The sequence below is a fragment of the Metabacillus lacus genome (assembly GCF_009674805.1).
GTDB classification, from domain to species: domain Bacteria; phylum Bacillota; class Bacilli; order Bacillales; family Bacillaceae; genus Metabacillus_C; species Metabacillus_C lacus.
Window position 1 is genome coordinate 41671 of the sequence record NZ_WKKI01000003.1, and the last position, 15091, is coordinate 56761.

Annotated in this window: 10 protein-coding genes; 4 read left to right on the plus strand and 6 right to left on the minus strand. The window is 44.3% G+C overall.

What is annotated here, in order from left to right:
• Positions 1-55: 55 nt before the first annotated feature.
• Positions 56-2170 carry a (Fe-S)-binding protein gene (locus GJU40_RS02875; RefSeq protein ID WP_343031360.1) on the minus strand — a complete coding sequence of 705 codons (2115 nt, stop codon included), beginning with the start codon at positions 2168-2170 and terminating at the stop codon, positions 56-58.
• Between the two features lie 206 nt (positions 2171-2376).
• On the opposite strand from GJU40_RS02875, the gene cls reads away from it, so the two are divergent.
• From cls to uvsE, 3 genes are all read left to right on the plus strand, one after another.
• A complete protein-coding gene (cls, locus tag GJU40_RS02880) occupies positions 2377-3582 on the plus strand; it encodes a cardiolipin synthase (protein WP_154306402.1) in 1206 nt (401 codons plus the stop codon).
• Positions 3583-4123: 541 nt separating this feature from the next.
• On the plus strand, positions 4124-5290 hold the full coding sequence (locus GJU40_RS02885) for an IS256 family transposase (RefSeq protein WP_154306403.1): 1167 nt from the start codon (positions 4124-4126) through the stop codon (positions 5288-5290).
• A 320-nt stretch (positions 5291-5610) separates the two neighbouring features.
• Positions 5611-6567: a UV DNA damage repair endonuclease UvsE gene (uvsE, locus tag GJU40_RS02890; protein WP_154306246.1), complete on the plus strand. Its 957-nt coding sequence runs from the start codon at positions 5611-5613 to the stop codon at positions 6565-6567.
• 8 nt (positions 6568-6575) lie between these two features.
• Here the strand turns inward: uvsE and GJU40_RS02895 are convergent, their stop codons facing one another.
• From GJU40_RS02895 to speE, 5 genes are all read right to left on the minus strand, one after another.
• Positions 6576-7487 (minus strand): DMT family transporter, encoded by a 912-nt coding sequence (locus GJU40_RS02895; protein WP_154306247.1) that lies wholly within the window; start codon positions 7485-7487, stop codon positions 6576-6578.
• A gap of 559 nt (positions 7488-8046) precedes the next feature.
• Positions 8047-9717, minus strand: coding sequence for an arginine--tRNA ligase (argS, locus tag GJU40_RS02900; protein WP_154306248.1), 1671 nt, complete (start codon positions 9715-9717; stop codon positions 8047-8049).
• Positions 9717-10145: a YwiB family protein gene (locus GJU40_RS02905; RefSeq protein ID WP_343031361.1), complete on the minus strand. Its 429-nt coding sequence runs from the start codon at positions 10143-10145 to the stop codon at positions 9717-9719. The genes argS and GJU40_RS02905 overlap by 1 nt, the downstream gene beginning before the upstream one ends.
• 160 nt (positions 10146-10305) lie before the next feature.
• Positions 10306-11187 (minus strand): agmatinase, encoded by an 882-nt coding sequence (gene speB / locus GJU40_RS02910; RefSeq protein ID WP_154306249.1) that lies wholly within the window; start codon positions 11185-11187, stop codon positions 10306-10308.
• Positions 11188-11205: 18 nt separating this feature from the next.
• Positions 11206-12036 (minus strand): spermidine synthase, encoded by an 831-nt coding sequence (gene speE / locus GJU40_RS02915; protein ID WP_154306250.1) that lies wholly within the window; start codon positions 12034-12036, stop codon positions 11206-11208.
• A 231-nt stretch (positions 12037-12267) separates the two neighbouring features.
• Between speE and GJU40_RS02920 the strand changes: the two genes are divergently transcribed.
• Positions 12268-14358 (plus strand): transglycosylase domain-containing protein, encoded by a 2091-nt coding sequence (locus tag GJU40_RS02920; RefSeq protein ID WP_154306251.1) that lies wholly within the window; start codon positions 12268-12270, stop codon positions 14356-14358.
• Positions 14359-15091: the final 733 nt, after the last annotated feature.

Sequence of the window (15091 nt, forward strand, 5' to 3'; positions counted from 1 at the left end):
TGCTAACTAAGCGGGGGAGGAAGCTGCATTCACAGCTCTCCCTCCAGCCTGTTATTTATGAAACGAGTTCCGTCTTTTCTTCCCCTAATACTGCTCTTTCCAGCAGCTCAGCTACATCATAGGTACCAACTTCTTCTTCTACTTCCTTCGCCTTGGTACCATCGCTCAGCATGGTCAGGCAGTACGGACAGCCGGAGCTGATGACACTCGGCTGAACAGCCAATGCCTGGTCAGTTCTGGCCACATTGATCCGTGAGCCCGTATCTTCCTCCATCCACATCAGGCCGCCGCCTGCTCCGCAGCACATTCCATTTTCCCTGTTGCGCTGCATCTCTACAAGCTTTACTCCCGGAATCGCTTTTAAAATGTCACGCGGAGGCTCATACACTTCATTGTACCGGCCCAAATAGCAGGAATCATGGAACGTAATCGTCTCATTTACTTCGTGCTGAGGCTTTAATTTTCCTTCCTTCACAAGCATCGCAAGCAGTTCTGTATGATGATACACTTCTGCCTCCAGCCCGAAATCAGGATATTCGTTCTTAAAGATGTTATAGGCATGAGGATCAATTGTCACAATCTTTTTAATGCCGTTTTTCTCGAATTCCTCCACATTTTTCACTGCCAGTTCCTGAAAAAGAAATTCATTGCCAAGACGGCGAGGCGTATCTCCCGAGTTTTTCTCTTTGTTGCCGAGAATCGCGAATTTGACACCCGCTGTATTAAGAAGCTTTGCAAATGAAAGAGCAATCTTCTGGCTTCTATTATCGAAAGAGCCCATGGAGCCCACCCAGAACAAATACTCAAATTCTTCTCCCTGCTTAGAAAGCTCCTTCACTGTCGGAATCTCAACATCTTCACGCGCTTCTCTCCAGGTTTCACGTTCCTTGCGGTTCAGCCCCCAAGGATTTCCCTGTCTTTCAATGTTGGTCATGGCTCTTTGCGCATCTGCGTCAAGCTTTCCTTCTGTCAGAACCAAATAACGTCTCATATCGATGATTTTGTCTACATGCTCGTTCATCACAGGACATTGATCCTCACAGTTTCTGCAGGTAGTACAAGCCCAGATTTCCTCTTCTGTGATGACTTCTCCGATCAGGCTCGGGTTATAGACCAGTGCTGCAGCAGACTCCTGTGCGCCCTGCCCGGCAGCAGCAAGTGCAAGCTGATTTCCTTTCGTATGATTGAAAGCAAATCCAGGCACCCATGGAGATTTTTGCGTAACGACCGCACCTTTATCCGTTAAATGATCGCGAAGCTTCAAAATCAAATCCATCGGCGACAGCATCTTTCCAGTTCCTGTCGCAGGACACATATTTGTGCATCGTCCGCATTCTACACAGGCATAAAGATCAATCAGCTGCGGCTGTGTAAAATCTTCAATCTTTCCTGCTCCAAAGCTTTCCTGTGTTTCATCCTCAAAATCAATTTTCCCAAGCTTCCCAGGAGGGGACAGCCTGTTGAAAAAGACGTTGGCAGGCCCTGCAATCAAGTGGGCATGCTTGGATTGAGGCACATACACAAGGAATGTGAGAAGAATCAGCAGGTGAATCCACCATGCAATGTAAAAGATGACAATCGCTCCGGTTTCCCCGGCAAACCCAAGCAGATATGCAAATGATGAGGCAATCGGCTCTGACCACGTTAAGTCATGATTATGCCAGATAAGATTCATTCCGTTCCCAAGCAGAACTGTCAGCATAAGCCCGCCAATAAACAGAAGAACCAGGCCGGCCTTGAAATTTCTTTTCAGACGGACAAGCTTTTCAATATAGCGGCGGTAAAATGCCCAGACAACTGCTATCAAAATGACAAATGTGACAATCTCCTGGAAAAATGTAAATGCAGGATACAGCGGCCCCAGCGGAAGATGTGCATCCGGCACAATTCCCTTAATAATGAAATCAAGCGCTCCGAACTGCACCAATATGAAGCCGTAAAAAAACATCACGTGTATAATGCCGCTCTTTTTATCCTTCAGCAGCTTTTTCTGGCCAAATACATTGACCCATACCTTTTCAAGACGTGCTTTTAAGTCCTTATCAAACTCCACTTTTTTACCAAGCCTGATATAGGCCAGCCTTGTCCTGATAAGATACACAAACAGGCTAAGTCCGTAAGCGGTTACAATTAAAAAAGCGATTAAATTGATCCAAAGCAGTGCATTCACTTTATCAGCCCCCATTCTAACGATGTTTCATTGCAAATCCCTTTGTCGTGAATATTGACAATGAAAAAATTTTCTGATTATTACTGCTTACTTTCATGATAATAATGAATGAGCATTCAGTCAATCTTTTTGTTAAAATCTTCTTTTCATATTTTTTCCTTCCACCGGCTATGCTAATAACTACTATAACAGGGGGTGAATAAGTGATGGTATGGATTGTGGCCGCCCTGATTTTGCTTGTGCTGATCGTGATGATCAGGCTCGATTTTGTTTACGGGCGAGAGCATCTTCTAAAAAGCTCCATTAACCGAACTTACCCCATACGAAAAAGCGATCTCTCACTTTTTATAGATGGAACAGATTTGTATGCTGACTTATTTGATGAAATTCGAAGAAGCACGCATTCCGTTCATGTTCTTTTTTATATCATGCGAAACGATGAAGAAAGCCGGGAATTTCTTTATTTGCTGAAGCAGAAAGCGGCCGAAGGTGTTAAGGTGCGTTTGCTGCTGGATTATGTGGGTAGTTTTACATTAAAGAGAAAGTATATCAGCCAATTAAAAGAAAGCGGCGTCCAGTTTCAGTTTGCGCACAAGCCCCGCCTTCCTTTCTTTTTTTACACGCTGCAGGCAAGAAACCACCGGAAAATCACCGTGATTGACGGAAAAATCGGTTACCTCGGCGGCTTTAATATTGGAAAGGAATATCTTGGAAAGGATCCCAAGCTCGGGTACTGGCGCGATTATCATTTAAAGGTAACCGGCGAAGCTGCCTCTGACCTTCAGGATCTTTTTCTCAAAGATTGGTTTCATGCAGTTGGTACAGAGAACACTATCGCCAATCACCCGCTGTACTTCCCATCTCTGGAGGAGGGCAGCAGCAAGGTAAGGGTGGTCCCCACCTTTGCACATCACCTTGAAGCTCTGTTCTTATCATTTATCAAAGAGGCAAAATCCGAAATCCATATTTGCACACCATACTTTATTCCAAGTCACACCCTTCATGAAGCGCTGATTACAGCATTAAGAAAAGGCATCAGTGTGAAAATCATGGTGCCAATGCGCTCTGATCATCCCGGTGTAAAGGAAGCTTCTTTTCCTTACTATGAAAAGCTACTTGAGGAAGGCTGCGAAATATACCGTTACTACTACGGCTTTTACCATGGCAAGGTTATGGTGATTGATGATTCTTTTTGTGATATCGGAACGGCCAATTTTGATAAGCACAGCCTCTACCTGAACGCAGAGGTCAATTTATTGATCTTTGACAGAGAATTTATCAGATCTGTGAAAGCAACTATTTTTGAAGACATCAACCGGTCTGAAAGGCTGACGCTGGAATTTTATCATAAAAGATCCTTATTAGAACGGCTGAAGGAAAGGGCTGCCGCTGCCATTTCACACTTTTTATAGTGTTCTGTCCAAATAAATTCCTGGGATTCTTTACGGTGGGCAAGAAAGCTCAGCCGTTTCATTCTGAGATTACAGGGTACAACTTAGAACATGCTGTGAAATTTGGTTGACAGTTGAGGGTTACACCCTAAAACACACCGTGAAATCTGGCTGACAGTTGAGGGGTTCAACCTAAAACCGTGAAAGCTGGCTGACAATTGAGGGGTTCAACCTAAAACCGTGAAAGCTGGCTGACAATTGAGGGGTTCAACCTAAAACACACCTTGAGATCGGATTAGGCATCCTTTTTGACAGCAGTTGGTCGCCTATCTGATAAATAGGCGTAACATTTCCTCTTATCTTAAAAATTTCATAAAAAAAGCCTTATATAACCGGAGACATTCCGCTTATGAGACTGAATTCACAGGAAATGAGGGTATTTCATCAGCTTAACCGGAAAAGTTCGATTAAGTCCATATAATTGTGTAAAAACAAAAAGGGTATCATCATCCCCATGTTACAATGTTTTCGACCAAGAAAAATTGTACTGGAGGAAATGATGATGACCCAACTTAATCTTACCGTAAATCTTGAGGATTTAAAAGACCAGCTAATGAATGCTGAGTTAGACTCCGTCTTAAAATCCTCACTCATACTTATCTTGAATCAAGTGATGGAACAAGAGCGAGATGATCATTTAAATGCTAGCTGGTATGAAAGAACTGAAGGTCGTTCCGATTACAGAAACGGCTATTATGAGCGTGATTTCTTGATTTCTATCGGGAAAATTAAATTAAAGGTCCCTCGTACGAGGAGTGGTAAGTTTTCCACTTCTGTTTTTGAGAAGTATCAGCGTATCGATCAGGCCTTTGTCCTTTCTATGATGGAAATGGTAGTCAATGGCGTTTCATCCCGTAACGTAACGAAAATCATAGAACAACTTTGTGGGGAAAGTGTATCTAAATCCCTGGTTTCAAATATCACAAAAAACCTGGATCCGGTTGTAAATGAGTGGGCTAATCGTCCGCTAAATGTAATGTACTATAAGTATTTATTTGTTGATGCGATGTACATTAAAGTACGAGAACATCAACGTGTTGTTTCAAAAGCGGTTTATATCGCAATGGGGATAAATGACCAAAACAAACGAGAAATTATCGGATTACGTGTCGACCACTCTGAATCTAAAGCCAGCTGGACAAAATTTTTTGATATGCTCAAATCTAGAGGACTTCAATCACCTAAGATGATTATTTCAGATGCACATGAAGGACTCAAAAAGGCCATCCAAGGATCGTTTATAGGTGCAAGCTGGCAACGTTGCACATTTCATTTTAAGCGGAACATCTATGACAGTATGCCTAAGAAAAATAGTTCGGATGCCAAACACTTACTATTACGGATCTTTGATGCAGCTACACCAGAGGAAGCTCGTGTGTTAAAAAATGTGTTTATTGAAACCTATGAAAGTCAGAAAGCTTATCAAAAAGCTATTTCCATTCTGGATGATGGCTTTGAAGACGCTATTCAATACATGAATGAGCCGTATAGTTATCATCAGAAGCTTCGAACCACGAACAACCTGGAACGGTTAAATTCTGAGATTCGGAGAAGAGAAAGGGTTATTAGAATCTTCCCCAATACCCAATCTGCTTTTCGACTAATTGGAGCTGTATTAATGGACCATGACAAAGCGTTAGATTCAGGAAATAGAAAGTATCTTTATTGAGCGCTAGGGGGTAGGTGTGGCCTTAAGGCCACACCTACCCCCTAGCAAAGAGAACCATACTTATCCTGATTAATTTATGTCGAATACATGTAACTAAGTTTTTACACAATATTATGGACTTGACTAAAAGTTCCGCTTATTTTCCCTAAAAATAGCTGTTTTTTGCAATTAACCGAAATAGTTCCGCTTATTTTTCCCTTGTTTTCTAAATAAGGCCAATGCCCGCCGCCTTCAGAAACGTAACCGTTATGGGAAAAGTGAGAGTGGACTGGTCATTTTATTTTATTCTGAATGGTCAACAACTTATAAAGGAGCTTACTATGATTATTCGCTTTGGATATGTAGCAAATGCCCTGTCGCTGTGGGAGTGCTCGCCCGCAAAAACAATGACCTTTGCACGATATGAGAAGCTTGAAAGCATCGAGCGCGAAGCAGCATTGCTTCATGTAACAAAACAAAATCTGGATCATACCCTGCGCATTATTCATTATAATATTGCCCATGAGATTCCTTTATACCGTTTTTCATCCTCCATTGTCCCCCTCGCCACCCATCCGGAGGTTCTTTGGGATTGGAAAACGCCTTTTAAAAAGGAGTTCAGGGAAATAGGGAATCTTGTGAAAAAGCATGGATTGCGGACAAGCTTTCATCCCAATCAATTTACGCTTTTTACAAGTTCTAAAAAGCATATAACAGACAATGCAGTGATGGATATGGTTTACCACTATGATATGCTTGCGGAAATGGGGCTGGAGAAAGAAGGCATGATCAACATTCATGTTGGCGGCGCCTATGGGGACAAACAATCCTCTATTGAAAAATTTTATGAAAACAGCAAGAAAATCCCTCGGGAAGTGTATCAGCGGATGACGCTTGAGAATGATGACAAAACCTATACAACTGAGGAAACGTTGGAGGTTTGTGAAAAAGCCGGCGTTCCCTGCATGTTTGATTATCATCATAAGATTGCCAATAAAGATGATCATGCAGAGCTTCAGGACCTGCTGCCCCGCTTTTTTGCCACATGGGATCATACAGGACTGCTGCCTAAAATTCATATTTCTTCACCTAAATCAGAAAAAGAGATTCGCAGCCATGCAGATTATGTGGATCTCGATTTTATCCTCCCTCTGTTTAAAGCTCTTAAGGAAACAGGGCAGGATGTGGATATGATGATTGAGGCCAAGCAAAAAGACAAATCTCTCCTGAAGCTTGTTGAAGAGATTTCAAAGATTAGAGGTGTCAAGCGGATTTCGGGAGGCAGCATAGAGTGGTGAGGCCCGCCTCAGCCGGCGGCCTTGTCGCTGCCGGCCTGCAATTTGCGAGGCTGCAAGTTTGCCAGATAAATGCCTGCAGCAATCAGTGCTCCTCCAGCCAGAAAGTTCAGGTTCAGCGGCTCATTCAACAGAGCAAACCCGAGCAGCGTGCCGACAATCGGCTGCAGAAAAAAGAACAGTGAGCCTGTTGCAGCGTCCATATACTCAAACCCTTTGTTCCACAAATAAAATGCCCCCGCTGTTGAAACAACCCCCAAATATAGGATTCCAAGTATTAAAGAAGCGCTCCAGTCAATGCTTGCCGGAGTGAGCACCGCCTCTCCAGCTGCCAGAGGCAAGGTGAAAATTACGCCGTACAGCGACACCCACATTGTTACTGTGAGAGAGCTGTACTTTTTCGTCTGCACTCTGCTCAGAACCGTATATAATGCCCAGGTCACTGCTGCTCCCAAAAGAACAACATTTCCGGTAAATGCAGATTCTGATCCGCCGGCATCCCCCGGCAGGCCGATCACAATAAACACGCCTATCGTTGCAAGCAGGAGGGCAAATCCTTTGGTACCCGTAAGCTTTTCTCTCAGCACCCAAACAGCGAATAGCGAAATAAATGCAGGAGATGCTGAGGTAATCAGCGAGCCCATTGACGCGTTGGACAGATGCGTTCCGATAAACTGCATCCCGATCGAACCTGTGTAGCCCACAATCGCAATCATGGCAAAGTATGTATGATCACTTTTCTCAACAGCTGTTTCCCTCCGTAACGCTGCCAAAGCAAACAGCACAAGAAAGCCAAGCAGAAACCGCATCTCCAGCAGTACCCACGGCGTCACCTGCTCCAGCACCACCTTGCTCACAACATACATGCCTCCCCAAATCGAAGCGGCAGCCGAGAGGCACAGGGCCCCGTACAATTTATTCAAGAGTATTCCTCCGTTCTTTGTTTATAGTGATTTTAGCATATTTTTGCGGGGGTGAGCGGGGAGGGGCATTTTATTTAAGGGCGACACATGTTCATTCGAAATACGGGGTTATTTGGGAAAGTCAATAGACGGAGTAATACTGGTTGATTAGCATGAACAGGGTAAGTTTTAGTGGTGGGTTAAGATGAGGAATTTTAAAGAAGACTTTTTTATAGCTCGTTTAGTTTGTAGAACAAACGGGGCTGCTTTGTTATAGTATCGCGGAGATAGTATAACAAACGGGACTACTTTGTTATACTATCTTGGCTTTTCAGCATGATAGTATAACAAAAGAGGCCGCTTTGTTATAGCATCACGAAGATAGTAGAACAAACGGAGCTGCTTTGTTATACTATCTTGGCTTTTCAACGAGATAGTATAACAAAAACACTCACTTTGTTATAGCATCGCGGAGATAGTAGAACAAACGGACAGCTTTGTTAGACTATATTGGCTTTTCAGCGAGATAGTCTTAACAAAAACCAAAAAAGAGAGCATCCGCCAGGATACTCTCTCATTGTTACATTTTTTCAGGGGATGATACGCCAATTAGGGCGAGCGCATTTTTCATGGTGATTTGCGTTGCTTTCATAAGGCCGAGGCGCGCACGGCTTTTTTCTTCGTTTTCTGGATCCAGCACTTTTTCGGCATTGTAGAAGCTGTGAAGTGTTGATGCCAGTTCGAATATATAGTTGGTTACGCGGTGAGGAATGCGCTTGGCAGCCGCCTCTCCTACAGCCTGCGGGAATTCACCTAGCTTTTTCAGAAGATCGATTTCTTTTTCGCTGGAGAGTTCATCAAGCTTGAGGCTTCCCTCATAGGATAGTCCCTGCTCTTCTCCCTGGCGCAGCATGCTGCAGATACGCGCGTGCGCATATTGTGCATAGTACACAGGGTTTTCATTTGATTGTGACAGAGCAAGATCCAGGTCAAAGTCCATGTGCGTGTCGGCACTGCGCATGGCGAAGAAGTAGCGTACTGCGTCAAGGCCTACCTCTTCCATCAGGTCTCTCATTGTTACAGCTTTCCCGGTCCGCTTGCTCATTTTCATTTTTTCGCCGTTTTTGTACAGGTGAACCAGCTGGATGATTTCCACTTCCAGTGTATCTTTTCCATAGCCAAGTGCCTCAATTGCAGCTTTCATACGCGGAATGTAGCCGTGATGATCTGCTCCCCACACGTTAATCAGCTTTGTAAAACCGCGGTCCAGCTTGTCTTTGTGATAAGCAATGTCAGGTGTTAAGTACGTATAGGAGCCGTCTTTTTTAATCAGGACACGGTCCTTGTCATCGCCAAACGTTGTGGAGCGGAACCAAGTTGCTCCATCTTCCTCAAAGATGTGGCCTTTTTCACGCAGAGCCTCCAAAGCGTTGTCGATTTTTCCGTTTTCATATAATGAAGTTTCTGAATACCAAACATCAAATGGCACACGGAAGGCTTCAAGATCGCTGCGAAGTTTATCCATTTCAAATTTTAGTCCGTACTCACGGAAAAATGCAATCCGCTCTTCTCTTTCTTCTTTTGCAAACCGGTCTCCATAATCATCAGCAAGCTTTTTGCCAATATCAATAATGTCCTGGCCATGATAGCCGTCTTCCGGCATTTGCGCGTCCTGCCCAAGCGCCTGCAGATAGCGTGCCTCAATGGAGTATGACAGATTGTTGATTTGATTTCCGGCATCATTGATGTAGTATTCACGGGATACATCATAGCCCGCTTTAGCCAGGATGCTGCACAGCGAATCGCCTACTGCCGCACCGCGTGCATGGCCAAGGTGCAGTGTTCCGGTAGGGTTGGCAGACACAAATTCTACCTGAAGCTTTTCACCTTTTCCAATATTCGTTTCACCGTATTGATCCTGTGCTTTTAAAATCGCCGGGACAAGGTCTGTTAAATATGAATTGTTCATGTAGAAATTGATAAAGCCCGGACCTGCCACCTCTATTTTTTCTATAGAAGCTTTGTCCTTATCAAGATTTGCCGAAATTTCCTCTGCGATTGCACGCGGCGCCTTTTTGGCCACGCGTGCCAGCTGCATCGCCATGTTCGTGGAGTAATCTCCATTTGCTTTATCCTTTGGAAGCTCCAGAATCAAATCCGGCAGCTGACTTTCCTCTGCAAGTCCAGCCTTCAAAACCGCTGCTTTTATTTCTTCTTTTAACTGTTCTTTCATCTGCTCAACTACGTTCATCACTCTTCCTCCTTATATGAGATGGTTAATGTATGTAAATGCTTCTCCGCTTCGCCGATTTCCAGCTCATATGTTAATTTCAGCCGGCCTTGCAGGGGCTTTATGCTGTGGTCGTACGCTAGACCCAGGGTCCTGGTAGTCAGCTGAAGCTGTCCGATGGGAGTTTTATAGTCTGTAATGGTATCTTCATTGGGGATAAACCTTTGCCTCATTCTAAGTGCTTCACTTCTCATGATAAAAACTTCTTCCTCATTCATCTTTACCACAGTAGAAACATTTCCAAAGTCGTGTTCTTCTTTATACGACAAATACGAGGAGGATTCCTTTTGATAGTACTCTCCGGTTGTTTTAAACTCAATGATTTCTTCAGTTTCGCCGCTTTTTATAACAGAATGCACATGAATTTGTACAGGCGATGAATTCTTCACAGCAAACACATCCTTTCGCTGTCCTTATAACTTAAATAGTATAAAGACTTCTTTGGAAAAGTTCAATAGCAGCCATCATTTTTGGGCACAGGCAAGGAGGATGGAAAAGAAAAAGCCCTGGCATATCCAAGGCTTTCCTTTACATTCTGGGGTTATACAATTACGGGCGCTTTGAAACCCAGCCGAGCAGCATTTCACGAAGCAGCTTGCTGGCTGTGTTTGCAGTCTGGTCTGAATGGTCGTAAATCGGTGCAACTTCGACCAGATCAGCTCCCACAATGGAGATGTCAGATTCTGCAATCGCATGTATGGAAGCAAGCAGTTCACGGGAGGTAATGCCTCCGGCGTCAACTGTCCCAGTTCCAGGTGCATGGGCCGGATCCAGCACGTCAATGTCAATTGTGATATATACAGGGCGTCCGGCAAGCTTTGGCAGGATTTCCTTTAGGGGCTCCAGCACTTGAAACTTTGAGATGTGCATGCCAGCTTCCTTCGCCCACTGAAATTCTTCCCTCATGCCGGAGCGGATTCCAAATGAGTACACATTTTCCGGTCCGATCAGATTGGCAATTTTACGGATTGGAGTTGAGTGGGAGAGCGGCTCCCCTTCATATTCCTCTCTCAGGTCGGTATGCGCGTCCATATGAATAACTGCAAGATCAGGATATTTTTTGTAAACAGATTTCATGACCGGCCAGGATACAAGATGCTCACCGCCGATACCAAGCGGGAATTTTCCCTGATCCATCAGGCTGTCGATATACTCTTCAATGATATCCAGGCTGCGCTGTGCGTTACCGAAAGGCAGCGGGATATCTCCTGCGTCAAAGTATTTCACGTCATCAAGATGACGGTCCAGATACGGGCTGTATTCCTCAAGGCCGATGCTCACCTCGCGGATGCGGGCGGGGCCGAACCTTGATCCCGGACGGTAGCTCACTGTCCAGTCCATCGGCATGCCGTATATGACTGCTTCGCTTTCCTCAAAGGAAGGATGGCTTTTGATAAATACGTTGCCTGAATATGCTTCTTCAAATCGCATGTTCACAGTCCTCCCGGTTTACTTCGTAAGATCTTCCACAAATTTCGGCAGCACGAAAGCTGCTTTGTGAAGCTCTTTTGAGTAGTACTTTGTATCGATATCATGGAAACGCTCTTCACTCACTTCAAGCGGATCATGCTTTTTGGAACCAATTGTGAACGTCCAAAGGCCGCTTGGGTATGTTGGAATGTTTGCAATATAAAGGCGCGTAATCGGGAAAATCTCTTTCACATCGCGCTGTACGTTGCGGATCAGGTCAGGTGTAAACCAAGGATTGTCAGATTGGGCTACAAAAATGCCGTCTTCCTTCAATGCCTTTGAAATTCCTGCGTAAAAGCCTTTTGTAAAGAGATTCACTGCAGGGCCAACAGGCTCTGTAGAATCTACCATAATTACATCGTATACATTTTCACTTTCAGCAATATGCAGGAATCCGTCTGCCACTTTTACTTCCACGCGGGAATTCTCAAGCTGGCCTGCAATCTCCGGAAGGTACTTTTTCGAATACTCAATTACCTTGCCGTCAATTTCCACAAGCGTTGCTTTTTTTACGCTGGGATGCTTCAGTACTTCACGGATAACGCCTCCGTCTCCGCCGCCCACTACAAGCACGTTCTCAGGGTTAGGATGGGTAAACAAAGGTACGTGCGCCACCATTTCATGGTAAACAAACTCGTCCTTTTGGGATGTCATCACCATGCCGTCAAGAAACAGCATGTTTCCAAATTCCTCCGTTTCCGCCATTTCAAGCTTTTGAAATTCTGTTTGCTCTGTATGTAAAGTTTTGTTGATTTTCAATGTGATGCCGAAGCTGTCAGTCTGCTTCTCTGTGTACCATAATCCTCCCATGTTACAACATCCTTTCCTAGTCTATTTTTTAAAGTATTTCATCCATTGGTATGATTCCCTAAACCATGGATTACAATCCTATTATTTTGTTTCCAAACCTAAAAAAAGTATAGAGGAATCTAGCAAAAATGCAAGAACAATTTCATTTTTTCATAGAGACAGGTTTAAAAAGGCCATTTTCTTCTCATACTGTTAAAAACTTTTATGGACGATAACAGTGAGGTGGACAAAATGGGGGATATCCTTGCAGACCGCAGAATAAAATATACGCTGAAAACCATCAGGGCACTGTTGTTTTTGGGACTGCTGGCAGCCTTGTTTCTATCGACTGTTTTGTTCGGCATGATTTATTATTTGTCTCAGCAGGGTGCTCCGTCACTCACAGTCCCTCAGTCAACTATTGTTTATGCCGGAGACGGAAGTGTGATTGGAGAAACCCATAATGGCGAAAAAAGATACTGGGTGAAGCTCGGCGACATTTCTCCGTATTTGCAAAAAGCGACGATTAGTATTGAAGACCGGAGCTTTTATAAACATCACGGTTTTGATTATAAAAGAATTGCGGGTGCAGCCATCGCTGATATTAAGGCAATGGCAAAGGTTCAGGGAGCCAGCACCATTACTCAGCAATACGCACGCAACCTGTTTCTTGTTCATGAAAAAACATGGAAACGAAAAATGGATGAAGCACTGTACACTTTACGGCTTGAGATGAATTACAGCAAAGAACAGATCCTTGAAGGCTATTTAAATACCATTTACTATGGCCATGGCGCTTATGGAATTGAAGCAGCAGCCTCCTATTATTTTGACAAGCATGCAAGCGAACTGACGCTCAGCGAGGCTTCCATGCTGGCCGGAATTCCAAAGGGGCCAGGCTCATACTCGCCGCTGATTCAGCCGGAAAAAGCCAGGCAGCGCCAGCAGGTAATCCTTCAGATGATGGTTAAAGAAGGCTATATCACAGCAAAAGAAGCAGACAGCGCTTTTGCCGCTGAGCTTCAGTACCGCAAACGGGATCAGTTGGAACAGCAGCACCCTGCTCCCTATTTTCAAGATGCTGCAATGAAGAGCCTTTCCTCACTACTCGGGTTGGACGAAAAAGAACTGTCTGCAAAGGGACTCAGAATATACACCACGCTGAATCCGAGGCTTCAGACAACTGCAGAAAACATCATCCGCAGTACTATTCCGGAAGGGACAGAGCTTCAGGCAGGCTTTGTAGCGATGAATCCAAAAAATGGGCATGTGGAAGCCCTGGTCGGCGGCCGCGATTACCAGGAAAGCCCGTTTAACAGGGTCACGCAGGCGGAAAGGCAGCCCGGCTCAACGATGAAACCCTTCCTCTATTATGCCGCAGTAAAGGAAGGCTTTACTCCTGCAACTGAAATGAAGAGTGCACCAACGGTTTTTACGTATGATGAGGGAAAATCGACGTATCAGCCCAGTAATTACAACGGCTATTATGCGGAAAAACCCATTACCCTTGCACAGGCCATGGCACTTTCCGATAACATTTACGCTGTTAAAACACATTTGTTTCTGGGGATGGAAAAGCTGATTTTCACTGCAAAAACCTTTGGCATTACAAGCAAGCTCGCCCATGTTCCTTCATTGGCGCTCGGCACCTCTCCCGTACATCTGCTTGATATGACGGCAGGCTACAGCATGCTGGCGAATGGCGGCTACGCAGCAGACCCTGTATTTATCACAAAGGTGGAAGACAGCCAAGGCAATGAAATATACAGCGCAGACTACTCAAAAGAAAGAAAGCTGGATGAGCAGGCTGCTTTTGTGACGGTCCATATGATGAAGGGCATGTTTGACAAAAGTCTGAACGGCTACACAAAAGTGACGGGAAGCAGCATCAGCGAACAGCTTACCAGAAGCTATGCCGGAAAGTCTGGCACCACAGAAACCGACAGCTGGATGATCGGCTTTTCACCTGATCTGAACGCAGGAGTATGGACCGGCTATGATAAGAACAGAACCATCGACCATGTACAGGAAAAAAGCTATGCCAAGCAGATTTGGGCTTCATTTATGGAAGAAGCTTTAAAGGATGAACCGATCTCCGCGTTCAAGCCTCCTAAAGGCGTAGAAGGCGTTTATATCAATCCTGAAAACGGAAAGCTCGCCGGAAAAAACTGCCCAGTCAGGCATTTTGCCTACTTTGTAGCAGGAACGCTGCCAGTCGAGCACTGTACGGAGCATTCGCAGGAATCTCCTGGAGACAATTCTCCTCCACAGCAGGAAGAAGCGAAAAAAAGCTGGTGGCAGAGGATTTTCCCATGGAAAAAAGACACAAAAAACCCCGGGTAGCCTTCCCGGGGTTTTTCGTGTCCTAGCTTTATATCTTTATATTCAGTCTACTCATTTTATGAAATAACCACAAGTTCTTCACAGTTTATTCACAAAATGGACAAATTCTGGCGTTTTTTGCTAACTGTTATATGTAAGTGGAGCTCCATCGTTTCAGAAATTAACCGGAGGTATTCCACTACATTGCATATGTATCCACAGGCCAAAAATAAATTTAATTTCCTACTACTAAATTGAAGTGATAGGGGGCTTTTTTATGGAAGAATGCAGAAAAAAATCTCCTGAAGTAGCAGCTAAACCCACGTTATCCGTGACTGCTAATAAAGGAGACTCTCATGGATACTCATTATATCAAATCAGACCGTATTTTGTAAATGCCTTTTTTTGAAACTTTTAAGTGTTCGTTCTTGGACACGGTGTAAAAATTTGAACACCTGCTAGTGTAGGTTTAATATGGCACTTCTTTTTAGAACTACTTAGTTATTAGGGCGGGGAGGCGCCCCGTGAAAGCCGCTATATATAGATAACCGGAGGAACTCCGCCTATTAAGAAAAAACAGCGAAAATGGACTGAAATAAACGGAAGATTTCCGCCTATGCATCTAAAAAACCTTCAAATGGAGCAATTTCAGCAGCTTAAGCGGAATTCATTCCCTTATTTCCTCTAAAGAACGGCCTATTCTGAATGTAACCGGAAATCTTACGCTTATTTTTTCTTTAGTGGGAGGTGTCAT

What these genes read in the sequence shown, in the direction of transcription:
- cls (WP_154306402.1), top strand. Translation starts at nt 2,377, where the DNA reads ATGGTATGGATTGTGGCCGCCCTGATTTTGCTTGTGCTGATCGTGATG.
- speE (WP_154306250.1), bottom strand. Translation starts at nt 12,036, where the DNA reads ATGGGAGGATTATGGTACACAGAGAAGCAGACTGACAGCTTCGGCATC.
- GJU40_RS02885 (WP_154306403.1), top strand. Translation starts at nt 4,124, where the DNA reads ATGACCCAACTTAATCTTACCGTAAATCTTGAGGATTTAAAAGACCAG.
- uvsE (WP_154306246.1), top strand. Translation starts at nt 5,611, where the DNA reads ATGATTATTCGCTTTGGATATGTAGCAAATGCCCTGTCGCTGTGGGAG.
- argS (WP_154306248.1), bottom strand. Translation starts at nt 9,717, where the DNA reads ATGAACGTAGTTGAGCAGATGAAAGAACAGTTAAAAGAAGAAATAAAA.
- speB (WP_154306249.1), bottom strand. Translation starts at nt 11,187, where the DNA reads ATGCGATTTGAAGAAGCATATTCAGGCAACGTATTTATCAAAAGCCAT.
- GJU40_RS02920 (WP_154306251.1), top strand. Translation starts at nt 12,268, where the DNA reads ATGGGGGATATCCTTGCAGACCGCAGAATAAAATATACGCTGAAAACC.